This window comes from Methylobacterium nonmethylotrophicum (assembly GCF_004745635.1).
GTDB classification, from domain to species: Bacteria; Pseudomonadota; Alphaproteobacteria; order Rhizobiales; family Beijerinckiaceae; genus Methylobacterium; species Methylobacterium nonmethylotrophicum.
Genome location: NZ_SRLB01000002.1, coordinates 344,677 through 370,294 on the forward strand (window position 1 = coordinate 344,677; position 25,618 = coordinate 370,294).

Sequence of the window (25,618 nt, forward strand, 5' to 3'; positions counted from 1 at the left end):
ATGCCCGATGGGCTCGATCGCATCGACGTGAAAATTCTTCGTGCGCTGCAAGAGGATGGCCGGATCGGCAATGCCGATCTCGCCCGGCGGGTAAACACCAGCCCGGCGACCTGCCATCGCCGCACCCAGCGCCTGTTCGACGAGGGGTTTCTCCGCGGCGTGCGCGCCGTGGTGGCGCCCGAGAAGGTCGGACGCGGCTCTCTGGTCCTCGTCGGCGTCGTCCTCGACCGCTCGACGCCCGAGAGCTTCTCCGCCTTCGAGGCCGCGGCCCTCGCCATGCCGACGCTGCTCGACTGCCACCTCGTCGCCGGCGACTTCGACTACTTCCTGAAGATCCGCGTCTCCGACATGGCCGACTTCAACCGGCTGCACAGCGAGACGCTGATCGCCCTGCCCGGGGTGCGCCAGACCCGGACCTTCTTCGTCATGAAGGAGGTGATCGACAACGCGCCGCTCAGCTTGTGACAACGCGGCGGTTGCCGCTGTACGCAGTTTGTTCTAGTCCTTGTCCCAGACTTGGCTCGGGAGCTCCCGCGCCCCATCTGGTCACCTCACGATCGGCAGTGGTCTCGCGACAGGGTTCTGGGCATCGCGGGCTCCCGGCCGGTCCCCGGATCCCATCAAGCCTGGCCGTGTCGTCGTCGGCCCGGAGCCTTCCTGCATGGCCTCTCTCGACAAGCTCTTCGACCGGTCCGCGGAGGGCCGCGTGATCGCGGTGCGGGGCGCCCGCGAGCACAACCTGAAGAACGTCGACCTGACGATCCCGCGCGACAAGCTGGTCGTGTTCACCGGGCTGTCCGGCTCCGGCAAGTCGTCGCTCGCCTTCGACACCATCTACGCCGAGGGGCAGCGCCGCTACGTCGAATCGCTCTCGGCCTATGCCCGCCAGTTCCTCGAGATGATGGCGAAGCCCGACGTCGACCAGATCGACGGGCTGTCGCCGGCGATCTCGATCGAGCAGAAGACCACCTCGAAGAACCCGCGCTCGACGGTCGGCACGGTCACGGAGATCTACGACTACATGCGCCTCCTGTGGGCGCGGGTCGGCATCCCGTACTCGCCGGCGACCGGCCTGCCGATCGAGAGCCAGACCGTCAGCCAGATGGTCGACCGGGTGCTGGCGCTGCCCGAGAAGACCCGGCTCTACCTGCTGGCCCCCGTGGTGCGCGGCCGCAAGGGCGAGTACCGCAAGGAGATCGCCGAGTTCCAGAAGAAGGGCTTCCAGCGCCTGCGCATCGACGGCGAGTACTACGCCATCGACGACGTGCCGAGGCTCGACAAGAAGCTCAAGCACGACATCGACGTGGTGGTCGACCGGATCGTGGTGCGGGCCGACATGGCCTCGCGGCTGGCCGATTCGTTCGAGACCGCGCTCGAACTCGCCGACGGCATCGCGGTGGTCGCCTTCGCGGACGCGCCGGAGGGGGCCGAGGCGCCCGACCCGATCACGTTCTCGTCCCGCTTCGCCTGCCCGGTCTCCGGCTTCACCATCCCTGAGATCGAGCCCAGGCTCTTCTCCTTCAACAATCCCTTCGGCGCCTGTCCGACCTGCGGCGGCATCGGCCACGAGATGCGGATCGACCCGACGCTGGTCATCGCCGACGAGGCCCTGAGCCTCTCCCGCGGCGCCATCGCGCCCTGGGCGAAGTCGACCTCGCCCTATTACGGCCAGACCCTGGAGGCGCTGGCCCGGCACTACCGTTTCCGCACCGACGTGGCCTGGGCCAAGCTCACCGAGGCCGCCCGCCAGGTGGTCCTCTACGGCTCGGATGGCGACGAGGTCCGCTTCGCCTACAATGACGGCTTGCGTGCCTACGAGGTCTCCAAGCCCTTCGAGGGCGTGATCCCGAACCTGGAGCGGCGCTACAAGGAGACCGACAGCGACGCGGCCCGCGAGGAGATCGGCCGGTTCATGGCCGAGACGCCGTGCTCGGCCTGCGGCGGCAAGCGGCTGAAGCCCGAGGCCCTGGCGGTCAAGATCGCCGGCTTCGACATCGGCGACGCCACGGTGCTGTCGGTGCGCGAGGCCCACCGCTGGTTCGGCGAGTTGCCGGAGCACCTGACCCAGAAGCAGAACGAGATCGCGGCCCGCATCCTCAAGGAGATCCGCGACCGGCTGACCTTCCTGGTCGATGTCGGCCTCGAATACCTGACGCTCGCCCGCGGCTCCGGCTCGCTGTCGGGCGGCGAGAGCCAGCGCATCCGGCTCGCCTCGCAGATCGGCTCGGGGCTGACCGGCGTCCTCTACGTCCTCGACGAGCCCTCGATCGGCCTGCATCAGCGCGACAACGAGCGGCTGCTCGGCACCCTCAAGCGCCTGCGCGACCTCGGCAACTCGGTGATCGTGGTCGAGCACGACGAGGACGCGATCCTGCAGGCCGACTACGTCGTCGATGTCGGCCCCGGCGCCGGCATCCATGGCGGGCAGATCGTGGCGCAAGGCACGCCGAAGGAACTTCTGGCCGATTCGAACTCGCTCACCGCAAAGTACCTCACCGGCGCGCTCTCGGTCCGGGTGCCGAAGATGCGCCGGAAGGGCAAGCAGAACCCGGCCGCCAAGGAGAAGGGCGAGGTCCAGACCCTGCGCCTCGTCGGCGCCCGCGGCAACAACCTGAAGGACGTGACCGCCGCGATCCCGCTGGGCACCTTCACCTGCATCACCGGGGTCTCGGGCGGCGGCAAGTCGACCCTCGTGGTCGACACGCTCTACAAGGCGGTGGCGCGCAAGCTCAACGGCGCCCTTGAGCACCCGGCGCCCCACGACCGCATCGAGGGGCTGGAGCATCTCGACAAGGTCATCGACATCGACCAGTCGCCGATCGGCCGCACCCCGCGCTCGAACCCCGCCACCTATATCGGCGCCTTCACGCCGATCCGCGACTGGTTCGCCGGCCTGCCCGAGGCCAAGGCGCGCGGCTACCAGCCCGGGCGGTTCTCGTTCAACGTCAAGGGCGGGCGCTGCGAGGCCTGCTCGGGCGACGGCGTCATCAAGATCGAGATGCACTTCCTGCCCGACGTCTACGTCACCTGCGACGTCTGCAAGGGCAAGCGCTACGACCGCGAGACGCTGGAGGTGAAGTATCGCGAGCGATCGATCGCCGACGTCCTCGACATGACCGTCGAGGAGGCGGCCGAGCTGTTCAAGGCGGTGCCGGCGATTCGCGAGAAGCTCGAGACCCTGGCCCGGGTCGGCCTCGGCTACGTCCGGGTCGGCCAGCAGGCCACGACGCTGTCGGGCGGCGAGGCCCAGCGCGTGAAGCTGTCCAAGGAGCTGTCGAAGCGCGCCACCGGCCGCACCCTCTACATCCTCGACGAGCCGACCACCGGCCTGCACTTCCACGACGTCGCCAAGCTGATGGAGGTGCTGCACGAGCTCGTCGACCAGGGCAACAGCGTCGTGGTGATCGAGCACAACCTCGAAGTCATCAAGACCGCCGACTGGGTGATCGACATGGGGCCGGAAGGCGGCGACGGCGGCGGCACCATCGTGGCGCAGGGCACGCCGGAGGACATCGCGGCCGCGGACGAGAGCCATACCGGCCGCTTCCTGCGCGAGGTCCTGGCCCGCCGCCCGGCCGCACCGGCAGCCGCCCCCCGGGCCGCCCGGACCCGCAAGGCCGCGGCCAGCAAGCAGGCCGCCGAGTAGTTTTCCGGCAAAACACCTGCGAATTGCGGTCGCACGGGTGCGAAAGCCGCTTGTGCGCCGCACCAAGCCGACGATTTTCGTCCGGTCACGCGGCGGTTGTACCAAAGTACAAATTCTTTGGTGCAGGACAAAATTGCGTCATTTGCGCAACGCTCGTTCGTCGTTTGCCTTTCCGCCGAGCAGAGGGCTGGCGCTCGGGACCGTTTTGGCAGAACACTATCGGTGTTCAGACTGTGCCGATGGGCGGGAAACGGGCCTCAAGCCGTGCCGATTCAAGCGCACTGCAGAGTGCGCGCAGATCTGGCGTGATGTTCTGCGAGATCCCGCCCTGCGTTTGTTAGGGAAGGAAAAACCATGGTCAAATCCTGGCTGGCCGCGGGGGCGGCCGCCTTGTCGCTGGGCGTCACGGCGAATGGGGCCTACGCGCAGACCACGACGGTGCCGGGCGAGCAGGTCGGCCTGGCGATCGGTGCGCCGCTGCCCGAGGGCGTCTACGCGATCAACACCTTCACGTATCGCAGCCCCGACGGCCCGAACGCGACCTCGACCGACACCGCCGTCAACGTCCCGGTCCTGGTCTGGTCGACGCCCTGGAAGGTTCTGGGCGCCCGCTTCGAGGCGGTGATCGCCCCGCCGACGGTCTTCACCTTCTCCCGCGCGGCGGGCGGTCGCGACACCAGCATCAATGTCGGCACCTTCCTGGGCGGCATCTTCGCCTGGGATCTCGGCAACAATGTCGGCGTCAGCTACCTGGCCGGCGTGTACCTCAACGAGCTGAATGCCGGCCGCGGCGGCGGCCTCCCGATCCTGGCCTCGAACACCTACCGCCAGGGCTTCGGCATCAGCTACACGGGCGACGGCTGGAACATCACCGCCAACCTCACCTACAACTTCTACGACGTTCCGGCCCGCTTCGGCGGCCGCAACGGCATCCCGGGCTTCTTCGGCAGCCAGTTCCCGACCGACGCCCTCAACCTCGACCTGACCGCGACCAAGAAGTTCGGCAAGTTCGAGATCGGCGCCATCGGGTACGGCACCGCCAACCTGCCGAATCGCGGCCCCCTTCCCCTCGGCGCTCCCTGCGCCGGCAACTTCGCCACCTGCGGCACGGTGGTGGGCGGCGGCGGCGGTCGCTTCGCCCTCGGCGGCCTCGTCGGATACGATTTCGGCAAGTTCTCCGTCCAGGCGTGGGTCGCCCGCGACGTTGCCACCTCGGCGCGGCAGATCTCGCCTGCCACCGGCCTGCCGACCAACCGCGAGGCCTACTCGACCGAGGGGTGGTTCCGCGTCATCGCCCCGCTCTACACCGTCGCGGCGGCCGAGCCCCCGCCGATCCCGGCGCCGCTGGTGCGCAAGTACTGAAGCCTCCGACCCGCGACGAGACCCCCTCCTCCCGCCCGGCTCCGCGAGCCGGGCGTCCTTCGTCCTGCCGGCCGCCGCCTGTCGGGCGCGGTCGCGCGACCTATAACGGGAGCGAACGGGCGGGGCGACGATCCCCGCCGGACGAGAGACGGCACGGGGCGCTCGGACCCCGTCAGGAGACCATCATGGCGGCGCCCGGCGACTGGAAGATCCCCTCCGCGGTGCAGCCCCGCCCGGCCGCCTATTCCTACGACCTCGACCGCACGCTGACCGCCGTCGTGGCTTTGTCGGCCCGGGTGCCGGAGGGCGCCTACACCGCCGAGATCCTCGGCACCGAGCGGGCCGGCAACGGCGTCGTCATCGGCGAGGACGGCCTGGTGCTCACCATCGGCTACCTCATCACCGAGGCCGAGAGCGTCTGGCTCACCGCCCATGACGGTCGCACCACGCAGGGGCACGTGGTGGGCTACGACGCCGCCACCGGCTTCGGCCTGGTCCAGGCGCTCGGCCGCCTCGACCTGCCTCACCTGGCGCTCGGCAGCGCCGCGTCCCTCCGCATCGGCGACCGGCTGGTGATGGCCGGAGCCGGCGGCCGCTCCCGGGCCGTCGCCGCGGAAGTGGTCGCCCGGCAGGAATTCGCCGGCTACTGGGAATATCTCCTCGACGAGGCGATCTTCACCGCGCCCTCCCACCCGCACTGGGGCGGGGCGGCGCTGATCGGCGCGGCCGGCGAGCTCACCGGAATCGGCTCGCTGCAGCTGCAGCAGAGCGGCCGCGACAGCCGCGCCATCAACATGGCGGTCCCGATCGACCTCCTGAAGCCGATCCTCGCCGACCTGACGACCCTCGGCCGGGTCGCCGGCCCGCCGCGCCCCTGGCTCGGCCTCTACGCCACCGAGATGGACGACCAGGTCGTGGTGATGGGCCTCTCGCCCCGCGCCCCGGCCGAGGCCGCCGATCTGCGCGCCGGCGACATCCTGCTGGCGGTGGGCCAGACCGAGGTGAAGGACCTGGCGGGTTTTCTCCGCGCCGTCTGGGCCCTCGGGCCGGCCGGCGTCGCCGTGCCGCTCACCATCCACCGGGACGGCCGGACCCTGAGCGTGCCGGTGGTCTCGGCGGATCGTGCGACGTTCCTTGTGGCGCCGCGGCTGCACTGAGCCTCGCTCGGGCGCAGGCCTCTCCTCGCGCCTTTTGCGGGGCTGTCCCGGCTCTCGACACACCTTCGCCGGCCGGCGCCCCATGCTCACCAACGCACTGCACATCGGGCCGCCATCGGCTGCCGCATCGTTGCGCTCAGCCCGCCGCGGCACGCAGAAAGCCGGCCCCCGCGCCGCCGCACTTCGCGTGTGCAGCATAATGCCTAAAGCCCAGGAATCCCTGCGCGTCATGCGCCAGAGTGCTGCCAAATCGGCAGGCACAGGGGTTGGTTGACGATTCCCTGCGCGCTGCATGTGACTCGTGCATGGCTGGCTTACGCGACCTCGCCTCCCATCAGCGCAGCCATTTCCCATATGGTGCGTTGCAACAGAAACAGGCGGTCGGTGCCGAAACGGTTCGCACCGGATGCCTGTTCAGAGGTCAAAACCGATGTTCGTCTCTCTCATCCTCAGCAAGATCCGCTCCTACCTCCGCTACCGCGAGACCGTGCACGAGCTGTCGCGTCTGTCCGACCGCGAGCTCGACGATCTCGGCATCAGCCGGTTCGAGATCCAGGGCATCGCCCGCTCGGTCGCGTAAGCGTCACCACAGGACCAAGTACCCGCGTCACCGAGTCCAGCGTACCCAAGTCGATTACGGCCCTCCGGCCACCGATCGTCTCGCGCGCCCGCCCCTTCCGGCGGGCGTTCGCTTGTCCGGGCCCTGCCGCTCCGGTTCTTGACGCGCATCGGCGGTGTTGCATCGGCGGCGCCCGATCCGATATGCCGCGTCATGTCCGGATCAGACCCCATTCACGTCGTCGGCGGCGGCCTCGCCGGGTCGGAAGCCGCCTGGCAGATCGCCGAGGCCGGCCTGCCCGTGGTGCTGCATGAGATGCGGCCCCTGCGCGGCACCGAGGCGCATCAGACCCAGGATCTCGCCGAGCTCGTCTGCTCGAACTCGTTCCGCTCCGACGACGCGGCGCTCAACGCCGTCGGGCTGCTGCACCAGGAGATGCGCCGCCTCGGCTCGCTGATCATGCGGTCGGGCGATGCCAACCAGGTGCCCGCCGGCGGCGCGCTGGCCGTGGACCGCGAGGGCTTCAGCCGCGCCGTGACGGCGGCGCTCGCGGCGCATCCGAACGTCCGGATCGTGCGCGAGGAGATCGACGGCCTGCCGCCGGAATCCTGGGACAGCGTGATCGTGGCGACCGGTCCGCTCACCGCGCCGGGCCTCGCCGAGGGCATCCGCGGGCTGACGGGCGCCGAATCGCTGGCCTTCTTCGACGCCATCGCGCCGATCGTCCACCGCGACTCGATCGACATGGGCAAGGCCTGGTTCCAGTCCCGCTACGACAAGGCAGGTCCGGGCGGCACCGGCGCCGACTACATCAACTGCCCCCTCGATCGCGAGCAATACGCGGCCTTCATCGCGGCGCTCGTCGAGGGTGAGAAGACGTCGTTCAAGGAGTGGGAGGCTTCGACCCCCTACTTCGACGGCTGCCTGCCGATCGAGGTGATGGCCGAGCGCGGCCCCGAGACCCTGCGCCACGGGCCGATGAAGCCGTTCGGGCTCACCAACCCGCACAACCCGACGGTCAAGGCCTACGCCATCGTCCAGCTCCGCCAGGACAACGCGCTCGGCACGCTCTACAACATGGTCGGCTTCCAGACGAAGCTGCGCCACGCCGAGCAGGTGCGGATCTTCCGCACGATCCCGGGCCTCGAGAACGCCGAGTTCGCCCGCCTCGGGGGGCTGCACCGCAACACCTATCTGGACAGCCCGCGCCTCCTCGACGCGACGCTGCGCCTCAAGGCCGCGCCGCGCCTGCGTTTCGCCGGCCAGATCACCGGCTGCGAGGGCTACGTCGAGAGCGCCGCGATCGGCCTCATGGCCGGCCGCTTCGCCGCCGCGGAGCGACGCGGTCAGTCGCTGGCGCCGCTCCCCGCCACCACGGCGCTCGGGGCGCTGATCGGCCACATCACCGGCGGTCACGTCTCAGCCGAGGATGAGGGAGCGCCGCGCTCGTTCCAGCCGATGAACGTCAATTTCGGCCTCTTCCCGCCCCTCGACCGCGCCCCGAAGGCCCTGGACGGCAAGCGCCTGCGCGGCCCTGAGAAGGCGCAGGCCAAGAAGCGGGCGCTCACCGACCGGGCGCGGGCGTCCCTGAGCGCATGGCTCGGCGAGGAGCCGGCGCCGCTGCCGGCCGAGGCGGCGGAGTAGGCCCTCCGGGGCGCGACGGACGGCGCGCCAAAGGTGTTTGGGCCAACGATTCTCGATCCCTCCCAGTCATCCCGGGGCCGCGCAGCGGAACCCGGGATCCATGACCGGCGACGTTCGAGGAAGAGGCGAACCGCGACCCGCCTGGTTCTGAATCGTCAGCGGCTACGGATCCCAGGTTCTCGCCTGCGGCGAGCCCGGGATGGCTTTGTGGATGTGTTCGAGGGGTTTAGTCGTTCGTCGCGGGTTGTGGCCCGCACGCCGCGCCAGGCTCCCTCGGTCACGCCACGGACCGTGCCGCCCGCCACAGCCGCCAGATCCGGCGCCAGGCCGGCACCTCGATGACGCTCGCGAGCGGGTCGTAGCCCGGCCGCTCCATCCGGGCGAGGTAGCCCTCCACGAGGGCGACCGGCAGGAAGGCCGGGGCGGCGACCGTCGCGACGCTCGCCCGCTCCGCCACATAGGCCGCGAGGTGGCGGCGCACCAGCGCCCGCATGTCGGCGCAGGCGCCCAGCAGCCCCGGGCCGCCGCGCCCCGCCACGATGTCCTCGCGGGTGACGCCATGGTCCGAGAGCACGTCGGCCGGCAGGTAGACCTGGCCGCGCCGGGCGTGCCAGGGCAGCGCCCGCAGCAGCCCGGTCACCGCGTAGGCGACGCCGGCATGTCCCGCGGCCGCGGCGCCGCCGGGCTCGGAGCCGTTCGCCAGGATCAGGCTGCCAAGGCGGATCAGGCAGGAGGCGGTCTCGCCGCAATAGCCTTCGAGGTCGCGGGTCGAGGGCATCGGGTCGTCGTAGAGGTCGAACACCCGCGCGTCGATCAGGTCGACGAGGGGCTGACGCGGCAGGCGCGCCTTGACCAGGGTGTCGTCGAGGGCCGCCGCCACCGGATGCGCCTTGACGTCGCCCCGCGCCTCGCCCTGGAGCGCGTCGCGCCACCATTGCAGGCGCAATTCGCCCGGCATCGGGCTCGACACGGCCTCCCGCACCCGCGCCACCTCCAGGCTGAAAGCGGCGAGCGCGTGGAGATGGGGCCGCTTGTCGGCGGGCGCGTAGAGGCTGGCGTACCAGCGGTCCGGGTCGCCCTCCCGCACCAGCGCCTCGCAATGGGCGTAGGCCCAGGCCGGATCCCGGGGTTCCGCCTCGCTCATCTCGCCGCGACCCTCATGGGACCGCGATCAGGGCGGCGGCGACCTTGCGGTTCTCGGCCATCAGGATGTTGTAGGTTCGCGCCGCGGCGCCGGTCTGCATCACGTCGAGGCCGATCCCCGCCTCCTTCAGGTAGCGGCGCAGGGAATCGGGCACGAACACGATGTCGGTCCCGGTGCCGAGGAGCAGCAGGTCGATCGCCCCGGCCTCGGCGACGAGCGGCGCCAGAGTGTCCGGCGTGATCCCGTCCGGCTCGGTCACGTCCCAGGCCCGCACGCCGGAGGGCAGGGCCAGGATCGAGCCGCGATGCGACATCTCGGCGAAGCGGAAGCCCCCGCCCCCATAGGCGTCGATCGGGTGACGGCCCGGGACGAAGCCGTCGTGCTGGCGCTCCGGCGCGGCCACTACTCGGCCGCCTGGGGCAGGGCCGAAGGGTCGCGGGTTTGGGTCCGGGCGCCGCCGGCCTGCAACCCGATATAGATCAGGAACGGGGTCGAGACGAAGATCGCCGAGTAGGTGCAGATCACCACGCCGGCGAGCATCACCACCGAGAAGCCCTTGATCGCCTCGCCGCCGAACAGCACCAGGGCCAGCAGCGACAGGGCGGTGGACATCGCGGTCATCACCGTGCGCGACATGGTCGAGTTGATCGACAGGTTGAGCAGCTGCTCGGTCGGCATGGTCTTGTAGCGCCGCATCAGCTCGCGGGTGCGGTCGAACACCACCACCGTCTCGTTGAGCGAGTAGCCGACGATGGTGAGGATCGCGGCGATCGACGTCATGTTGAACTCGATGCGCGTGATCACGAACAGGCCGACCGTGATGACGATGTCGTGCAGGGTGCCGACGATGGCCCCCAATGCCAGTTCGCGCTCGAACCGGAACCACAGGTAGAGCAGCACCGCCACGACCGACAGCACGACGCCGATCGTGCCCGACTGGACCAGCTCGCCCGAGACGCGGGGGCCGACGGTCTCGACCCGGTCGAAGGCGTAGTCCTTGTCGAAGGCCTCGTGCGCCTTCTGCATCACCAGGGTCTGCCCGGTCTCGCCGCCGGCCTGGAGCGGGAAGCGCACCGAGATCGAGCCCTGGCCGAATTCCTGCACCTCGGTCTCGCCGAAGCCGAAGCCGTTGGCGGTGTGGCGCACGCTGCCGACATCGGAGGTGACGCCGGGCTTCGGCCGCAGCTCGACGAGGGTGCCGCCCTTGAAGTCGATGCCGAAATTCAGCCCGATCTGCAGGAACAGCACCACCGTGGCGATCGAGATGAACGCCGAAAGCGGGAAGCTGAAGCGCCGCAGGCGCATGAAGTCGAAGTGGGATTCGTCGGGCCAGAGGCGGAGGAGGCGCATCGTCGGTCTCGGAATGGATGTGTCGGCGCGCCCGGGAGCGCAGCACGGAGGCGGGCGGCCCGCGAGCCGCCCGTGAAACAACGATCAGATCGGCAGGGTCTTGGGCCGCAGGCGCTGGTACCACAGGGCGATCATCATCCGGGTCAGGGTCACGGCGGTGATGACCGTGGTCAGGATGCCGAGGATGAACACCACCGCGAAGCCCTTCACCGGGCCGGAGCCGAGGAAGAACAGGATCACCGCGGCGATCGCCATGGTGGAGTTCGAATCCACGATGGTCGCGAAGGCGCGGTCGAAGCCGGCCTGAAGCGCGGAGGGGATCGAGCGGCCGGCCCGCACCTCTTCCCGCACGCGCTCATAGATCAGCACGTTCGAATCGACCGCGGTGCCGATGGTCAGCACGATACCGGCGATGCCTGGAAGCGTCATGGTGGCCTCGAGTACCGACATCAGGCCGAGGATCAGGCCGACATGGACCACGAGGGCGATGTTGGCGAAGAGGCCGAACACCCCATAGGCCGCGAACATCAGCACCACGACCAGGATAGTTGCCACGATGGTGGCGTTCTTGCCGGCTTCGATCGAGTCGCGGCCGAGGCCCGGACCGACGGTGCGGCGCTCGATGATGGTGAGCTTGGCCGGCAGGGCGCCGGCGCGCAGCAGCACCGAGAGGTCGTTGGCCTGCTGCACCGTGAAGCGGCCGGAGATCTGGCCCTGGCCGCCGGTGATCGGCTGCAGGATGCGGGGCGCCGACACGACCTCGTTGTCGAGCACGATCGCCATCGGCCGGCCGACATTCTCGCTCGTCGCCTGTCCGAACCGCTGGGCGCCGCGCAGGTTGAACTTGAAGTTGACGATCGGCTCGTTCGACTTCTGGTCGAAGCCCGGCTGGGCGTCGGTCAGGTCGGCGCCGTCGGCGAGGACCCGGCGCTCGACCGGCACCTTCTGGCCGTTGGCGTCGCGGGACGGCAGCATGTCGACATCGCCGGCCGGGCTGTCGGCCAGGAGGCGGAACTCGAGCTTGGCGGTGCCCTGCAGCAGGGCCTCGATCCGCTGCGGGTCCTGCACGCCCGGCAGCTGGACCAGGATCCGGTCGGCGCCCTGCTGCTGGATCGACGGCTCGGTGGTGCCGGTCACGTCGATGCGGCGGCGCACCACCTCGATCGCCTGGGTGACGGCCCGGCGGGTGCGGGCGTTGAGACCGGCATCCGTGAAGGCGAGCTGGATCGTGCCGTTCGGCTCCTCCCTCACGTCGAGGGTGCTGGCGCCGGTCTGGCCCATCACCGCGTCGGTCACCGGCTGGGACAGGGCGCGCAGCTTCGGCATCAGCTTGGCGCGGTTGGCCGGGTCCGAGACCCGCAGCTGCACGCCGCGGGGGGTGAGCTGGATGCCGCCGTCGGCCTGGACGCCCTCGGCGCGGAGCGCGCCGCGCACGTCGTCGCGCAGGCCCTGCGCCATCGAGCGCATCAGGTCGTTGCGGTCGACCTCCAGCACGATCTGCGAGCCGCCCTGGAGGTCGAGGCCGAGCACGATGGCGCGGGTCGGCACGATCCAGGTCGGGAACCAGGACGGCAGGGAATTGACGAAGCCCTTCCGCTGGTCGGCCGAGAAGAAGCTCGGCACGGCGAGCGTCAGGCCGAGCAGGATCACGGCGAGCGTCGCGACGGCCTTCGTGGTGGAGATACGGAGCATCCGCGGCGTCCCAACCGGTCTCGAATGTGATTCAGATAGGGCGCCCGGGCGATGTCCGCCCGGCCGCCCTTGCGTCAGGCGTTGGCTCAGGCGGCCTTGACCGGCTCGCCCTTGGCCCGGACCTCGGCGATCATGGTGCGGACCACCTTGACGTTCACGTTCGGGGCGATCTCGACCTCGATCTCCGGGGCCTCGGTCACCTTGGCGACCCGGCCGACGATGCCGCCGGTGGTCACCACGGTGTCGCCGCGGCGCACGTTCTTGACCATGTCCTGGTGCTCCTTGGCCCGGCGCTGCTGCGGGCGCAGGATCAGGAAGTACATGATCACGAAGATCAGGATGAAGGGGACGACCTGCACGAGGATGTCCGTGCCGCCGGCTGCCCCGGCTCCCTGCGCGAAGGCGGGCGTGATCACTCTCAAGGTCTCCCGAACAAGGCGAAATCAGGCCGCGCGGGCACCCGGCGGCCTTGCAAAAGCGCGCGGACTATAGCCAGGGGCGACCCGAAAGCAACGGCGGGGAACGGCGCTGCCCTCCCCCTTTGCAGCGGGTTTTCGTCCGCGACCGCTTGGGATTAAGAGGCGCCACCCGCACGTCCGCCCCTGCGCAGGAGCAAAGTTCCGCCGCGATGACCGACCCGACCCGCACGCCCCTCCCCGAGGCCGACTGGCTTCCCGTCCTGCTGCGCATCGCCGCGGCGCTGGAGCGGGCCGCCCCGCCGGCGATCCCGGCGCCCGATTTCGCGGCCGCCGACGCCTTCGTGTGGCAGCCCGACGGCCGGCTGCAGCCGGTGCCGCGGGTCAACCGGGTCGAGATGGATCTCCTGCGCGGCATCGACCGGATGCGCGACATCCTGTTCGACAACACCGAGCGCTTCGCCCGCTTCCTGCCGGCGAACAACGCGCTCCTGTGGGGCGCCCGCGGCATGGGCAAGTCGTCGCTGGTCAAGGCGGTCCACGCCGCAATCAATGCCCGCGGGCTCGCGGAGCGGCCGCTCAAGCTCGTCGAGATCCACCGCGAGGACATCGAGGGCCTGCCCGCCCTGATGGGGCTGCTGCGCCCGGATCCGCACCGCTTCGTGGTGTTCTGCGACGACCTGTCCTTCGACGCCGAGGACACCTCGTACAAGTCGCTCAAGGCCGCGCTCGACGGCGGCATCGAGGGCCGACCCGACAACGTGCTTTTTTACGCCACCTCGAACCGGCGCCACCTGCTCCCGCGCGACATGATGGAGAACGAGCGCTCGACGGCGATCAATCCGGGCGAGGCGGTGGAGGAGAAGGTCTCGCTCTCGGACCGCTTCGGCCTCTGGCTCGGCTTCCACAAGTGCAGCCAGGACGAGTACCTGGCGATGATCGACGCCTACGCGGCGCGCTACGGGCTCACCGTCGCGCCGGAGCGGCTGCGGGCCGAGGCGCTCGAATGGTCGACCACCCGCGGGGCCCGCTCGGGCCGCACCGCCTTCCAGTACATCCAGGACCTCGCCGGGCGGCTGGGGCAGCGGCTGGACTGAGCCCCGTTCGACGCCGGCCATGAACAAGGCGGGACGCTCGCGCGCCCCGCCTCCACTCACGATGAGTTTGAACTCAGTTGCTGGCGAGGTGCGGCACCGGATCGACCGGGGTCGCGCCCTTGCGGATCTCGAAGTGCAGTTGCGGCGAGGTGACGTTGCCGGAGGCGCCGGACTTGGCGATGGTCTGGCCGCGTTTCACCTTCTCGCCGGGCCGCACGTCGATCTCGCCGTTATGGGCGTAGGCCGAGACGTAGCCGTTGGCGTGCCGCACCAGGACCAGCTTGCCGTAGCCCTTCACGTCGCTGCCGGCATACGCCACTGTCCCCTCCTCGGCGGCCTTGACCGGCGTGCCCTCGGGCACCGCGATGTTGATGCCCTCGTTGCCGCTCGAGCCATAGCCGGAGATCACCCGGCCGCGGGCGGGCCAGCGGAACGAGGAGGCCGGATCGGGCGCCGGGGCAGCCGGGGCGACGGCCGGGGCGGGCGCGGGCTCGGGCGCCTTCTCGGGCAGGGCCGCGACCTTCACGGGCTTGGCCGGCTCGGGCTTCGGCGCGGGCTTCACCTCCGCCACCTTCTTCACCTCGGGCTTCGGTGGGTCCTTGGGCGCCTCGGCCTGCTTGGGCTCGGGCTTGGGCTCGGGCTTGCGGACCTCCGGCTTTTTCGGCTCCGGCTTCGGCGCCTCGGCGACCTTCTTCACCTCGGGCTTCGGCTCGGGCTTGGCGACGGGCTTCGGCTCCGGCTTCTTCGGCTCCGGCCGCTGCGGCTTGGCCGCGACGACCTCCTCCTCGTCGTCGTCCCGGGCCTGGCGCGCCGCCACCTTGGCGGCGGGCTTCGGCTCGGGCTTGGCCGCGAGCTTCGGCTCCGGCTTCTTCGGCTCGGGCCGCGCCGGCTTGGCCGCGACGGTCTCCTCCTCGTCGTCGTCCCGGGCCTGGCGCGCCGCCACCTTGGCGGCAGGCTTCGGCTCGGGCTTGGCGACGAGCTTCGGCTCCGGCCGCTGCGGCTTGGCGGCGACCTTCTCCTCGGGCTCCTCGCGGGGCTCGGGCTTGCGATGGGTCAGCTTCGCGGCGCGCTCGGCGGCGGCCGGCGCCACCGGCTTCGCCTCGGCCTGGCCGGGGCGCGCATGGGCCTTGCGGGCCGGCTCGGGGGCCGGCTCGGCCTCGCGGCGGGCGGGCTCGCGACGGGGCGCGACCTCGGCGACCTGGCGCACCGGCTCGGCCGGGCGGGTCTCGGCCACCGGGATCCGCGGCGCCGGCGCGGGCGGCACCGTCCGGGCACTCATCGCGGGCGCACCGGAGGCATGATAGACCGGGATCACGATCTGGCGGCCGGGGGTGACCTGGGCGGCACCGGTCAGGCCGTTGGCCTGCAGGATCGCCGCGGCGGGCACGCCGAACCGGGTCGACATCTGGTTCAGGCTGTCATTGGCACCGACCGTGATGGTGGTCCCGCCCGCCGCCGACCAGCCGGCCGGACCGCCGGTCACCGGAGCCGCGGCGGCGACGCGCGGCGTCTGCACCGCGGCGGAAGCCTGCCGGCTCGACAGCGGCGTCGAGGCCAGCGGCGCCGACAGGGGCCGCGACTGGATCGGTGCCGTGCGTACCGGCGCCGAAACGGCCCCGCCCTCCGGCAGGCTGCCGGTGGCGCCCGGCTCCCCGCTCGCGCTCGATGAGAACGGGTTCGAGAACGGGTCGAGCCGCACCGCATCGGTGCTGCAGGCCGCCGAAGCGCCCCCGATCAGCCCGATGAGGGCGAAGCGCGACAGCGCCCGCATCCCCTTGCCTGTCCCGCGATCCGGCATCGACGCACCCGTACATCCACGCAACCGTATGATGCGGATTCAAAGCGGATTCAGGTTAAGCTTCCGTTGCGGGGCGGCCCCGGGGGCGTCACTTTGCGGCCGGATCGCGGCACCGCCGGGGCTAGAGGATCGCCGCCAGCCCCGGCGTCAGCGGGCTGATCCGCAGGGGCGTCTCGCGCACCTGCCGCCAGGGGCCGTCGGCTTCCTGCGCGATGGCGACGAGGCGCGGGCCGGCGGGCGTGCCGAGTGCCCCGACGAGGCGGCCGCCCGGGTTCAGGCGCTCGATCAGGTCCTGCGGCACGTCGCGCAGGCTTCCGTTGACGAGGATGCGGTCGAAGCCGCCGGCCGTCGGAGGCGGCGCGCAGCCATCGGCGAGGCCCACGGTCGCGGCGCCGAAGCCCAGCGCATCGAGGCGCGAGCGGGCGTTGCGGGCCAGCGTGGCGTAGCGCTCGAGGCTGACCACCTCGGCGGCCCCGAGGCGCACCAGCAGCGCCGTGGCGTAGCCCGAGCCGGTGCCCACCTCCAGCACCCGCGCCCCCTGGGGACTGAGCGCCGCCAGCATCGTGGCAATGACGCTCGGCGCCGTCATGGTCTGGCCGCAGGGCAGCGGCAGGGCGATGTCGCGCCGCGCCAGATCGCGGAAGGCGAGCGGCGCGAAGGCCTCCCGCGGCACCCGCTCCATCGCCCCGAGCACCGCCGCGTCGCGCACCCCGCGCGCCCGCAGGCCCAGCACGAAGGCCGCGGCCTCGACGCCACCGGCCGCGTCCTCGGGCTCCGGCTCCAGGCCCGGGATGAAGGAGCGGCCGGTGCCGCTCACGCGAAGGCCTGGGCGAAGCGCGTCAGCGTCGGCTCGTCGGTCAGGTCGAGGCGAAGCGGCGTCACCGAGATGCAGCCATCGGCGATCGCCTTCAGGTCGGTGCCGTGGCCGGGCTCGAACCGCGCCTTGGCGAAGGCGAGCCAGAAATACGGGTTGCCGCGGCCGTCGACCCGCTCGTCGATCGAGAGCAGTGCCTGGTTGCGCACGCCCTGCGCCGCCACCGCGATGCCCTTCACGGCCTCCGGCTCGCAATCCGGGAAGTTGACGTTGACCAGGATGCCGGGCTCGATCCCGACCTCGAGGATGCGCCGGACCACCGACGCGCCGTGATGGGCGGCGGTGTGCCACTTGACGTTGGCCCGTCCGCCCGCGCCGTAGGCTTGGCTCAGCGCGATCGCCTTCACGCCGAGGATCGTCGCCTCCATGGCACCCGCGATGGTGCCCGAATAGGTCACGTCCTCGGCGACGTTCTGGCCGCGGTTGACGCCCGAGAGCACGAGGTCGGGCCCGTGCTCCTTCAGGATGTGGCGGATCCCCATGATGATGCAGTCGGAGGGCGTGCCCTTGACCCCGAAGCGCTTCTCGCCGGCCTGGCGCAGGCGCAGGGGATCGTTGAGCGACAGCGAGTGCGACACGCCGCTCTGGTCGGTCTCCGGTGCCACGACCCAGACGTCGTCCGAGAGTTGCCCAGCGATCTCCTCCAGGCAGCGCAGGCCCGGCGCGTGGATGCCGTCATCGTTGGTGACGAGAATGCGCATCAGCGCTGTCCTTCGGTTCGCGTGAGCCCGGCCGCGCCGTCGATTCGGGTGATCCCGCCCATGTAGGGCGCGAGGGCCGACGGGACCGTGACGCTGCCGTCGGCGTTCTGGTAATTCTCCATCACGGCGATCAGGGCGCGGCCGACCGCGACGCCCGAGCCGTTGAGGGTGTGGACGTACCCCACGCCCTTGCCCTCCCGCGGGCGGTAGCGCGCCTCCATCCGGCGGGCCTGGAATTCGCCGCAGACCGAGCAGGACGAGATCTCGCGATAGGTCTTCTGCCCCGGCAGCCAAGCCTCGATGTCGTAGGTCTTGGCCGAGGCGAAGCCCATGTCGCCGGTGCAGAGGGTCACGGTTCGGAACGGGATCTCGAGGCGCTTCAGCACGGCCTCGGCGCAGGACACCATGCGCTCGTGCTCCTCGCCCGAGCGCTCGGGCGCGGTGATCGAGACCAGCTCGACCTTGCTGAACTGGTGCTGGCGCAGCATGCCGCGGGTGTCGCGCCCCGCCGCCCCGGCCTCGGCCCGGAAGCAGGGGGTGAGCGCGGTGAAGCGGAGCGGCAGCTCGTCCTCGGCGAGGATCGCTTCGCGCACCAGGTTGGTGAGCGGCACCTCGGCCGTCGGGATCAGCCAGCGATTCGGCGCGCCGCTCTCCTGCGCCATCTCGGGCGAGCCCTGGATCGCCGCGAACTGATCGTCGCGGAACTTCGGCAGTTGCGCCGTGCCGAACATCGCCTCGTCGCGCACGAGCAGCGGCGGCACCACCTCGGTGTAGCCGTGCTCACCGGTGTGCAGGTCGAGCATGAACTGGCCGAGCGCCCTCTCGAGCCGGGCGAGCTGCCCCTTCAGCACCACGAAGCGCGAGCCCGACAGCTTGGCGGCGGTCTCGAAATCCATCAGGCCCATGGCCTCGCCGAGCTCGAAGTGCTGGCGGCTCTCCTGGCTGAGGCCGCGCCCCTCGAAGCGGCGCAACTCGACGTTGTCGTGCTCGTCGCGGCCCTCCGGCACGTCGGGGTTCGGGGTGTTGGGGATCGCCGCCAAACGCTCCGTCAGCGCCCTGGCGGTGGCCTCCGCCGCGGCGTCGAGCGCCGGCGCCTCCTCCTTGAGCCGCGCGACCTCGGCCATCAGGCCTTGCGCCCGCGCCTCGTCCTTCGCCTTCTTGGCCGCGCCGATCTCCTTCGACAAGGCGTTGCGCTTCTCCTGCGCGCCCTGCGCCGCCGAGATCGCCGCCTTGCGCGCGTCGTCGAGGGCGATCAGCTGCGAGGAAATCGGCTCCAGCCCGCGGCTCGTCAGGCCCTTGTCGAAGGCGGCCGGGTTGTCGCGGATGGCCCGGATGTCGTGCATGGCGCGGTCCGAATCGTTTCGAGGGCCGAACTGACGCTTCGGCCGGTACGCCGGGACGCTTTGCAGCATCGGCCCGGCGGCGACAAGGGAGGACCCTGCGACCCGGCCGAACCGCTCCGCTTGCAGGCGCCCGCCCCGCCGTGAGAAGAGCCCGGCGCGCCGGACGCGGTCCCTCGCCGCATCGGCCCGAACTTTGCAGAACTGGTCAACGCATGAACATCTTCGCCGCCTTCGAGGCCCGCATCGACGAGGCGCTCGAGACGCTCACCCGCGCCGGCACCCTGCCGGAGGGGCTGGACCGCGCCCGCGTCGTGGTCGAGCCGCCGCGCGACCCGAGCCACGGCGACCTCGCCACCAACGCCGCCCTGGTGCTCGCCAAGGAGGCCCGCACCAACCCGAAGGCCCTGGCCGAGGCGCTGGCGGCCGAGCTGCGCACCGACCCCCGCGTGACCGAGGCGAGCGTCGCCGGGCCGGGCTTCATCAACCTGCGGCTCGACCCGTCCGTCCATGCCGAGGTGGTGCGCGCGGCTTTGCGCGAGGGCGAGGCCTACGGCCGCGGCGCGAAGGCGCCCGGGGGCGTCAACGTCGAGTACGTCTCGGCCAACCCGACCGGGCCGATGCATGTCGGCCACGGCCGCGGCGCGGTCTTCGGCGACGCGCTGGCGAACCTCCTCGTCGCCGCCGGCCGCGACGTGACGCGCGAGTACTACATCAACGACGCCGGCGCCCAGGTCGACGTGCTCGCCCGCTCGGCCTTCCTGCGCTACCGCGAGGCCCTGGGCGAGGCGGTGACGATTCCCGAAGGTCTCTACCCCGGCGACTACCTGAAGCCCGTCGGCCGGGCGCTCGCGGAGGCGCACGGCACGGCGCTCCTCGATCGGCCCGAGGCCGAGTGGCTGCCGCTGGTGCGCGATGTCGCCATCGACCGGATGATGGACCGGATCCGCGAGGACCTGGCTGCGCTCGGCATCCGTCACGACGTGTTCTTCTCCGAGCGCACGCTCCAGGGCGGCGGCAACGGAGGCGCGGTGGCGGCCCTGATCGACGACCTGCGCGCCAAGGGCCTCGTCTACGAGGGGCGGCTGCCGCCCCCGAAGGGCCAGCTGCCCGAGGATTGGGAGGACCGCGAGCAGACCCTGTTTCGCGCCACCGCCTTCGGCGACGACATCGACCGGCCGCTGCTGAAATCCGACGGCACCTACACCTACTTCGCCTCCGACATCGCCTATCACCGCTCCAAGATCGAGCGCGGCGCCGTCGAGCTGATCGACGTGCTCGGCGCCGACCATGGCGGCTACGTCAAGCGCATGCAGGCGGCCGTGAAGGCGGTCTCGGACGGGCGTGCCGTCCTCGACGTCAAGCTGTGCCAGCTCGTGCGGCTCCTTCGCGGCGGCGAGCCGGTGAAGATGTCGAAGCGGGCCGGCGAGTTCGTGACCTTGCGCGAGGTGATCGACGAGGTCGGGCGCGATCCGGTGCGGTTCATGATGCTGTACCGCAAGAACGACGCCACCCTCGATTTCGACCTCGCCAAGGTGGTGGAGCAGTCGAAGGACAACCCGGTCTTCTACGTCCAGTACGCCCATGCCCGCGCCGCCTCGGTCTTCCGCCAGGCCCGCGAGGCCTTCCCGGACCTCGACCTGTCGCCGCAGGCGCTGGCGGCGGCCGACCTGTCGGGCCTGACCGATCCGGGCGAGGTCGAGATGATGCGCCTGATCGCCCAGGTGCCGCGGGTGATCGAGGCCGCGGCGGCCGCCCACGAGCCGCACCGGCTGGCGTTCCACCTCTACGAGCTGGCCAGCGCGTTCCACAGTTTCTGGAACAAGGGCAAAGACTTGCCGCAATTACGGTTTGTTAATCAAACCGACAGATTGTCGACGCAGGCGAGGCTGGCCCTCGTCGGCGCCCTCAAGGGCGTGCTCGCGGCCAATCTCGGGATCCTCGGCGTCACGGCGCCCGACGAGATGCGCTGAGGTTGCGGCGCCGGTTCCCGGCTCCTCCGGGGTCGGGCCGACGCGGCGCGCCGCGGCGGGACGCCGCGGGGTACCGTCGGGAGCCGCCGTGGCGGGACGCGAGCGTGGGATCTGACGGCCGCCTCCCCCATATGCGGGGTCGGCGGCCGGTGTCGCCGAGCCGGCTCCGGGCGCGGTGAGGTGACGCGAGGGCGAACAGGATGGTGCTGCCATGACGACGAATGCTTCCCGGGTTCCCGTCGATTACGACGGCTACGAGCAGGATCGGCAGCCGACCCACGTTTCCCAGGACCACGCCCGTTCTGGCGCCCGGCCCGATCCCCTCGCCGAACTCGCCCGCATCGTCGGCCAGGACGATCCCTTCCGCGCCCTGCTCGAGGCCAAGGAAGCGAGCGAGGCGAGCCGGGCCGAGGCCCGCGGCCGCGTCGAGCCGGTGCTGCCGAGCTACGGCGAGGTGCCGGCCTCGGTCGGTGGTCTTTCCGCCTCCCGCAGCGAGCCGATCATGGACGCATCGAATCACGCCCCGGCGCCGGCGCACACGCCGGCCGCCGCGTTCAACCAGTACCTCGCGGCGGTCGAGCGCGAGACCGTGGCCGATGCGGCGTCCCTGCCCGACGAGGGAGAGCCCGCCCCGGCCGGCGAGCCGCGGCCCAGGGGCCGCCGGCGCATCGCCCTCGTGGGCACGGCGCTCGGCATCGTGGCGGTGGCGGTCGGCGGGGCGCTGACCTGGCGCGCCCTCCATCCCAACCGTTCCGGCGCGCCGATCCTGGTGATGGCCGACCAGGCGCCCCTCAAGGTGGCGCCCCAGAACGCCGGCGGGGTCGAGATCCCGGACCAGAACAAGCAGATCTACGAGCGCAGCGCCAAGGACGCGCAGTCCAAGGACGCGCCGATCCGGATCGTCAACCGCGAGGAGCAGCCCCTCGACGTGAAGCAGGCGGCCCGCAGCCTCGCGGCCGAGGCGGGCACGCCCGCCGTCCCGGGCAACGCGCTCACCGAATCCCTCGGCGAGCCGCGCCGGGTGCGCACCGTGTCGGTCCGGCCCGAGCCGTCGCCGGCGGAGGCCCAGCGCGCGGCGCAGGCCGCCGCGCAGGCCGCGACTGCCCGGCCCGAGGTTTCGCCCATTCCCACGATGACGCTGCCGGCCGAGGCGACCGGCTCCACGCCGAATCCGGCCCCGGTGACGCCGCGCTCGGCGCGGATGGTGCCGATCGCCGCCCCGGCGCCGGCCGCCGAGCCCCCTGCCCCCGCCGCGGAGACGCCGCGACCGAAGCCGGTGCAGCGCGTCGCCTCCGCCGAGCCGCCGGCCACCACCCAGGCGGTGCCGGCCGCCCAGGCCCCGGTCGGCGGCTTCTCCGTGCAGCTCTCGGTGCGCGCCACCGAGAAGGAGGCCGAGGTCGCCTTCCGGCAAGCCCAGGAGCGCTACGGCGCCGTGCTCGGCGGCCAATCGCCTCTGATCCGGCAGGCCGAGGTCAACGGCAAGTCGATCTATCGCGTCCGCGTCGGGCCGATGGCGAAGGAGAGCGCCGACAGCCTCTGCGGCAAGCTGAAGGCCGCGGGCGCTGCCTGCTTCGTGGCCAAGAACTGACGGTACCGGACGCGGCTTGAGCACCGCCCGTGCCGGGCGGCGCCCCCATGAAACCCGACGGCTGTGGCGCGTCGCCGACAGCCGCGGCCCGGCGAATCACCTAGATTCACGGTCTTCCCGCTTGCGATTTCCCGGTCTTCGGCGCCCGCATGGGCACCGGGCGGGAGCGCGCGAATCCTGTTCCCGCCTCCAACGACGAGACCCGCCGTCGATGACGAGCCTTGCCCTGATCCTCGGTTGCGCCGGCCCGACCTTGAGCCCCGAGGAGGCCGCCTTCTTCCGCGAGGTGCGGCCCTGGGGCTTCATCCTGTTCAAGCGCAACGTCGAGACTCCCGAGCAGGTCCGCGCCCTGACGGCGGCGTTGCGCGAGACCGTCGGCCGGGCCGACGCCCCGATCCTGATCGACCAGGAGGGCGGCCGGGTGCAGCGCATGACGCGGCCGCACTGGCAGGCCTACCCGTCGGGCCGGGCCTATTTCCGGGCCGGCGGCCCCGAGGGCGGGCCGGCCCTCGCCGGCCTCGGCGCCCGCCTGATGGCGCACGACCTCGCGGCCGTCGGCATCAACGTCGACTGTGCGCCCGTCCTCGACGTGCCGGTGCCGGGCGCCCACGACGTGATCGGCGACCGGGCCTACGGCACCGATCCGGGCGTGGTCGCGGCCTTCGGGCGGGCGGTGGCCGAGGGCCTGATGGCCGGCGGCGTGCTGCCGGTGATGAAGCACATGCCGGGCCACGGCCGCGCCGGCGCCGACAGCCACCACGCCCTGCCGGTGGTGGAGGCGGGCCTCGCCGAGCTCGAGACGCACGACTTCCGGCCGTTCCGGGCGCTCGCCGACCTGCCGATGGCGATGTCGGCCCACGTGGTCTTCCGCGCCATCGATCCCGACAACCCGGCCACCACCTCGGACCGGATCATCCGCGAGGTCGTGCGCGGCCATATCGGGTTCGACGGCCTGCTGATGACCGACGACCTGTCGATGAACGCGCTGGCGGGCACCTTCCGCGCGCGCGCCGCGGCCGCCTTCCGGGCCGGCTGCGACGTCGGCCTGCACTGCAACGGCGTCCGGGCCGAGATGGAGGAGGTCGTGGCCGCCGCCCCCGTCCTCGCCGGCGAGGCGCTGCGCCGGGCCGAGGCCGCCCTCGCCCGCCTGGTGCCGGCGGCCGCGGCCTTCGACCCGGCCGAGGCCCGCGCCCGCCTGGATGCCGGGCTCGCCGCTGCCGCCTGACGTGACGGACCGGGACGCGTTCGAGGAGGCTGGGCCGGAGGCCCCCGAAGGCGCGGCCTTCGTGGTCGACGTCGACGGGTTCGAGGGCCCGCTCGACCTCCTGCTCGAACTCGCCCGGCGCCAGAAGGTCGACCTCGCCCGCATCTCGATCCTGGCGCTCGTCGAGCAGTACCTCGCCTTCGTCGAGGAGGCCCGCCGCCTGCGGCTGGAGCTGGCGGGGGATTACCTCGTCATGGCGGCCTGGCTCGCCTACCTGAAGTCGCGCCTGCTGCTGCCGGCGCCGCCCCGCGATCCCGGTCCCGCCGCCGGCGACCTCGCCGAGGCCCTGGCCTCGAGGCTGCGCCGCCTCGAGGCGATCCGGGCCGCCGCCGCGATGCTCGCTGGGCGGGCCCAGCTCGGGCGCGACGTCTTCGGGCGCGGCGCCACCCTGCCCGAGCCCGCCTCCGCCGCCCCGGGCCCGTTCGGCGCGACCCTGCACGAGCTGATCGCCGCCTATGCCCGCCAGCGCCAGGAGCGGGCGCGGGCGCAAGTGACGCTGCCGCCGCGCAGCGTGTGGTCGCTGGTCGATGCCCGCGCCGCCCTCGGGCGGCTGATCGGCCGACGGGACGACTGGACCGATCTCGATTCCTATCTCGCCCAGTATCTCGCCGACCCGAAGCGCCGCGCCACCGTGCGGGCCTCTTCCCTGTCGGCGGTGCTGGAGCTCGCCCGCGAGGGCCAGATCCTGCTGCGCCAGGAGCGGCCCTTCGCGCCGATCCAGATCCGCACCGCCGGGGCATGAGCGTGGCCCGGCCCGCCCGTCCGCCCGAGCCCGCCCCGCCGGACTCCGTGCGCCTGGCCGAGGCGCTGATCTTCTGCGCGCCTGCGCCCATGACCGAGGCCGATCTCGCCGCCCGCCTGCCCCCCGGCACCGACGTGCCGGCCCTGCTCGCCGAGATCGCCCGCACCTACGCGCCCCGGGGCATCACCCTCGCGCGGGTCGCCGGCGGCTACGCCTTCCGCACTGCGCCGGACCTCGCCCCGTGCCTGCGGGGCGCCAGCCCGGAGCCGCGCAAGCTGTCGCGGGCCGCCCTCGAGACCCTGGCGATCGTCGCCTACCACCAGCCGGTGACCCGGGCCGAGATCGAGGAGATCCGCGGCGTCACCACCTCCAAGGGCTCCCTCGACCTCCTGCTTGAGACGGGCTGGGTGCGCCTGCGCGGCCGGCGTCGCACGCCGGGACGGCCGGTGACCTACGGCACCACCCCGGCCTTCCTCGACCATTTCGGCCTCGACGCCGTCTCCGACCTGCCTGGGCTCGACGAGCTCAAGGGCCTCGGCCTGATCGAAGGCCGGCTGCCGGCGGGCGTCCGGCTGCGCCAGCCGAGCGACACCGCGGTGCCCGACGAGGATCCGCTCGCCCCCGGCGAGGACGCGGCGGACTGACATTCTCGGGTGGGGCATTGCGCCAACCCCCGAGGAAACGCTTGTTTTCGCCCCTCGCCGTCCTTAGGTTCCGGCCGGACCGGCAGCGCTCCGGGCCGCGACGGACAGCCTTGCGGCGATAGAGAGCGTGCGGGATCAAAGGTTTGGGGTGTCGCGGGATGCCCCGGTAGAGTGCGGCAGCGAAGCTGACGCTGCGCAGGAGAGAACCATGGGCGGCGCGAGTATCTGGCACTGGATCGTCGTCGGCGTGATCGTCATGCTGCTGTTCGGGCGCGGCAAGGTGTCCGAGCTGATGGGCGACGTCGCCAAGGGCATCAAGGCCTTCAAGAAGGGCATGGCCGACGAGGACCAGGCCCCGACCACGACGGCCCAGGTTCCCCACGCGCAGGTCCCGCCGGTCCAGGTGGCGCCGCCGGTGGTGCCGCCGGCCACCGCGACCGAGCCGGTGCGGCCGATCCCGCCGCACGGCGAGCCGCTGACCAACGTCGACCGCAAGGTCGTCTGATCGTCGCCGCACGGCAGCCGGGCCCTGAGCGCCCGGCGCGCGAGGAACGCGGTGCGGCGCAGGTTCCCGGGTGCCGCCCGAAGACCGCATCACACAGATCGGGAACCTGCTCGGGGGTGACT

General features: G+C 71.8%; 22 protein-coding genes. 13 read left to right on the forward strand and 9 right to left on the reverse strand.

The window, feature by feature from the left end:
- The 6 genes from EU555_RS04350 (at position 1) to trmFO (ending at position 8,368) form a co-directional block, all read left to right on the forward strand.
- On the forward strand, positions 1 to 465 hold the full coding sequence (locus tag EU555_RS04350; RefSeq protein WP_135413306.1) for an Lrp/AsnC family transcriptional regulator: 465 nt from the start codon (positions 1 to 3) through the stop codon (positions 463 to 465).
- Positions 466 to 661: 196 nt separating this feature from the next.
- Complete coding sequence (gene uvrA, locus EU555_RS04355) at positions 662 to 3,646, forward strand: excinuclease ABC subunit UvrA (protein ID WP_135413308.1); 2,985 nt, start codon at positions 662 to 664, stop codon at positions 3,644 to 3,646.
- 354 nt (positions 3,647 to 4,000) lie between these two features.
- The gene (locus EU555_RS04360; RefSeq protein ID WP_135413310.1) at positions 4,001 to 5,008 is read left to right on the forward strand and encodes a transporter family protein; all 1,008 of its coding nucleotides are present in this window, start codon (positions 4,001 to 4,003) and stop codon (positions 5,006 to 5,008) included.
- Between the two features lie 185 nt (positions 5,009 to 5,193).
- On the forward strand, positions 5,194 to 6,165 hold the full coding sequence (locus tag EU555_RS04365) for a S1C family serine protease (protein WP_135413312.1): 972 nt from the start codon (positions 5,194 to 5,196) through the stop codon (positions 6,163 to 6,165).
- A 430-nt stretch (positions 6,166 to 6,595) separates the two neighbouring features.
- A complete protein-coding gene (locus EU555_RS04370) occupies positions 6,596 to 6,745 on the forward strand; it encodes a DUF1127 domain-containing protein (RefSeq protein ID WP_082173034.1) in 150 nt (49 codons plus the stop codon).
- Positions 6,746 to 6,937: 192 nt separating this feature from the next.
- Complete coding sequence (gene trmFO / locus EU555_RS04375; protein ID WP_135413314.1) at positions 6,938 to 8,368, forward strand: methylenetetrahydrofolate--tRNA-(uracil(54)-C(5))-methyltransferase (FADH(2)-oxidizing) TrmFO; 1,431 nt, start codon at positions 6,938 to 6,940, stop codon at positions 8,366 to 8,368.
- A gap of 277 nt (positions 8,369 to 8,645) precedes the next feature.
- On the opposite strand, the gene EU555_RS04380 is transcribed toward trmFO, so the two are convergent.
- The 5 genes from EU555_RS04380 to yajC all read right to left on the reverse strand — a co-directional run bounded on the left by EU555_RS04380 (position 8,646) and on the right by yajC (position 12,970).
- Positions 8,646 to 9,512 carry a phytoene/squalene synthase family protein gene (locus EU555_RS04380; protein ID WP_135413316.1) on the reverse strand — a complete coding sequence of 289 codons (867 nt, stop codon included), beginning with the start codon at positions 9,510 to 9,512 and terminating at the stop codon, positions 8,646 to 8,648.
- Between the two features lie 13 nt (positions 9,513 to 9,525).
- Positions 9,526 to 9,915, reverse strand: a complete 390-nt coding sequence (locus EU555_RS04385) for an Mth938-like domain-containing protein (protein ID WP_135413317.1) — start codon at positions 9,913 to 9,915, stop codon at positions 9,526 to 9,528.
- On the reverse strand, positions 9,915 to 10,862 hold the full coding sequence (gene secF, locus EU555_RS04390; protein ID WP_135413319.1) for a protein translocase subunit SecF: 948 nt from the start codon (positions 10,860 to 10,862) through the stop codon (positions 9,915 to 9,917). Before secF ends, EU555_RS04385 begins: the two co-directional genes overlap by 1 nt.
- Before the next feature lie 84 nt (positions 10,863 to 10,946).
- Positions 10,947 to 12,554, reverse strand: coding sequence for a protein translocase subunit SecD (gene secD, locus EU555_RS04395; RefSeq protein ID WP_135413321.1), 1,608 nt, complete (start codon positions 12,552 to 12,554; stop codon positions 10,947 to 10,949).
- An 86-nt stretch (positions 12,555 to 12,640) separates the two neighbouring features.
- Entirely contained in the window at positions 12,641 to 12,970 is a 330-nt protein-coding gene (gene yajC / locus EU555_RS04400; RefSeq protein WP_135413323.1) for a preprotein translocase subunit YajC, read from the reverse strand.
- A gap of 212 nt (positions 12,971 to 13,182) precedes the next feature.
- Here yajC and EU555_RS04405 point away from each other — a divergent pair, with 212 nt between their 5' ends.
- Positions 13,183 to 14,067: an ATP-binding protein gene (locus EU555_RS04405; RefSeq protein ID WP_135413325.1), complete on the forward strand. Its 885-nt coding sequence runs from the start codon at positions 13,183 to 13,185 to the stop codon at positions 14,065 to 14,067.
- Between the two features lie 73 nt (positions 14,068 to 14,140).
- On the opposite strand, the gene EU555_RS04410 is transcribed toward EU555_RS04405, so the two are convergent.
- The 4 genes from EU555_RS04410 to serS form a co-directional block, all read right to left on the reverse strand.
- Positions 14,141 to 15,838, reverse strand: a complete 1,698-nt coding sequence (locus EU555_RS04410; RefSeq protein WP_245524134.1) for a peptidoglycan DD-metalloendopeptidase family protein — start codon at positions 15,836 to 15,838, stop codon at positions 14,141 to 14,143.
- A gap of 148 nt (positions 15,839 to 15,986) precedes the next feature.
- Positions 15,987 to 16,682 (reverse strand): protein-L-isoaspartate O-methyltransferase family protein, encoded by a 696-nt coding sequence (locus EU555_RS04415; RefSeq protein WP_425375081.1) that lies wholly within the window; start codon positions 16,680 to 16,682, stop codon positions 15,987 to 15,989.
- Positions 16,679 to 17,440, reverse strand: a complete 762-nt coding sequence (surE, locus tag EU555_RS04420) for a 5'/3'-nucleotidase SurE (protein ID WP_135413328.1) — start codon at positions 17,438 to 17,440, stop codon at positions 16,679 to 16,681. The genes EU555_RS04415 and surE overlap by 4 nt, the downstream gene beginning before the upstream one ends.
- Positions 17,440 to 18,783, reverse strand: a complete 1,344-nt coding sequence (gene serS / locus EU555_RS04425; RefSeq protein WP_135413330.1) for a serine--tRNA ligase — start codon at positions 18,781 to 18,783, stop codon at positions 17,440 to 17,442. Before serS ends, surE begins: the two co-directional genes overlap by 1 nt.
- A gap of 212 nt (positions 18,784 to 18,995) precedes the next feature.
- On the opposite strand from serS, the gene argS reads away from it, so the two are divergent.
- The 6 genes from argS (at position 18,996) to EU555_RS04455 (ending at position 25,496) form a co-directional block, all read left to right on the forward strand.
- Entirely contained in the window at positions 18,996 to 20,753 is a 1,758-nt protein-coding gene (gene argS / locus EU555_RS04430) for an arginine--tRNA ligase (protein ID WP_135413332.1), read from the forward strand.
- 211 nt (positions 20,754 to 20,964) lie between these two features.
- Positions 20,965 to 22,341 carry an SPOR domain-containing protein gene (locus EU555_RS04435; RefSeq protein WP_135413334.1) on the forward strand — a complete coding sequence of 459 codons (1,377 nt, stop codon included), beginning with the start codon at positions 20,965 to 20,967 and terminating at the stop codon, positions 22,339 to 22,341.
- A 211-nt stretch (positions 22,342 to 22,552) separates the two neighbouring features.
- Positions 22,553 to 23,566 (forward strand): beta-N-acetylhexosaminidase, encoded by a 1,014-nt coding sequence (gene nagZ, locus EU555_RS04440; protein ID WP_135413336.1) that lies wholly within the window; start codon positions 22,553 to 22,555, stop codon positions 23,564 to 23,566.
- Complete coding sequence (locus EU555_RS04445; protein WP_135413338.1) at positions 23,541 to 24,347, forward strand: segregation and condensation protein A; 807 nt, start codon at positions 23,541 to 23,543, stop codon at positions 24,345 to 24,347. The genes nagZ and EU555_RS04445 overlap by 26 nt, the downstream gene beginning before the upstream one ends.
- Complete coding sequence (gene scpB, locus EU555_RS04450) at positions 24,344 to 24,991, forward strand: SMC-Scp complex subunit ScpB (protein WP_135413340.1); 648 nt, start codon at positions 24,344 to 24,346, stop codon at positions 24,989 to 24,991. The genes EU555_RS04445 and scpB overlap by 4 nt, the downstream gene beginning before the upstream one ends.
- Before the next feature lie 208 nt (positions 24,992 to 25,199).
- A complete protein-coding gene (locus tag EU555_RS04455) occupies positions 25,200 to 25,496 on the forward strand; it encodes a twin-arginine translocase TatA/TatE family subunit (RefSeq protein WP_135413342.1) in 297 nt (98 codons plus the stop codon).
- The last annotated feature ends 122 nt before the right edge of the window (positions 25,497 to 25,618 follow it).

Excerpts from the sequence above, each read along its gene's own strand:
- argS (WP_135413332.1), top strand. The coding sequence starts at position 18,996 with ATGAACATCTTCGCCGCCTTCGAGGCCCGCATCGACGAGGCGCTCGAG.
- EU555_RS04435 (WP_135413334.1), top strand. The coding sequence starts at position 20,965 with ATGACGACGAATGCTTCCCGGGTTCCCGTCGATTACGACGGCTACGAG.
- secF (WP_135413319.1), bottom strand. The coding sequence starts at position 10,862 with ATGCGCCTCCTCCGCCTCTGGCCCGACGAATCCCACTTCGACTTCATG.
- EU555_RS04455 (WP_135413342.1), top strand. The coding sequence starts at position 25,200 with ATGGGCGGCGCGAGTATCTGGCACTGGATCGTCGTCGGCGTGATCGTC.
- trmFO (WP_135413314.1), top strand. The coding sequence starts at position 6,938 with ATGTCCGGATCAGACCCCATTCACGTCGTCGGCGGCGGCCTCGCCGGG.
- EU555_RS04370 (WP_082173034.1), top strand. The coding sequence starts at position 6,596 with ATGTTCGTCTCTCTCATCCTCAGCAAGATCCGCTCCTACCTCCGCTAC.
- EU555_RS04445 (WP_135413338.1), top strand. The coding sequence starts at position 23,541 with ATGCCGGGCTCGCCGCTGCCGCCTGACGTGACGGACCGGGACGCGTTC.
- nagZ (WP_135413336.1), top strand. The coding sequence starts at position 22,553 with ATGACGAGCCTTGCCCTGATCCTCGGTTGCGCCGGCCCGACCTTGAGC.
- surE (WP_135413328.1), bottom strand. The coding sequence starts at position 17,440 with ATGCGCATTCTCGTCACCAACGATGACGGCATCCACGCGCCGGGCCTG.
- serS (WP_135413330.1), bottom strand. The coding sequence starts at position 18,783 with ATGCACGACATCCGGGCCATCCGCGACAACCCGGCCGCCTTCGACAAG.
- EU555_RS04380 (WP_135413316.1), bottom strand. The coding sequence starts at position 9,512 with ATGAGCGAGGCGGAACCCCGGGATCCGGCCTGGGCCTACGCCCATTGC.
- EU555_RS04350 (WP_135413306.1), top strand. The coding sequence starts at position 1 with ATGCCCGATGGGCTCGATCGCATCGACGTGAAAATTCTTCGTGCGCTG.
- EU555_RS04365 (WP_135413312.1), top strand. The coding sequence starts at position 5,194 with ATGGCGGCGCCCGGCGACTGGAAGATCCCCTCCGCGGTGCAGCCCCGC.
- EU555_RS04410 (WP_245524134.1), bottom strand. The coding sequence starts at position 15,838 with ATGCGGGCGCTGTCGCGCTTCGCCCTCATCGGGCTGATCGGGGGCGCT.
- EU555_RS04405 (WP_135413325.1), top strand. The coding sequence starts at position 13,183 with ATGACCGACCCGACCCGCACGCCCCTCCCCGAGGCCGACTGGCTTCCC.
- uvrA (WP_135413308.1), top strand. The coding sequence starts at position 662 with ATGGCCTCTCTCGACAAGCTCTTCGACCGGTCCGCGGAGGGCCGCGTG.
- EU555_RS04360 (WP_135413310.1), top strand. The coding sequence starts at position 4,001 with ATGGTCAAATCCTGGCTGGCCGCGGGGGCGGCCGCCTTGTCGCTGGGC.
- scpB (WP_135413340.1), top strand. The coding sequence starts at position 24,344 with ATGAGCGTGGCCCGGCCCGCCCGTCCGCCCGAGCCCGCCCCGCCGGAC.
- secD (WP_135413321.1), bottom strand. The coding sequence starts at position 12,554 with ATGCTCCGTATCTCCACCACGAAGGCCGTCGCGACGCTCGCCGTGATC.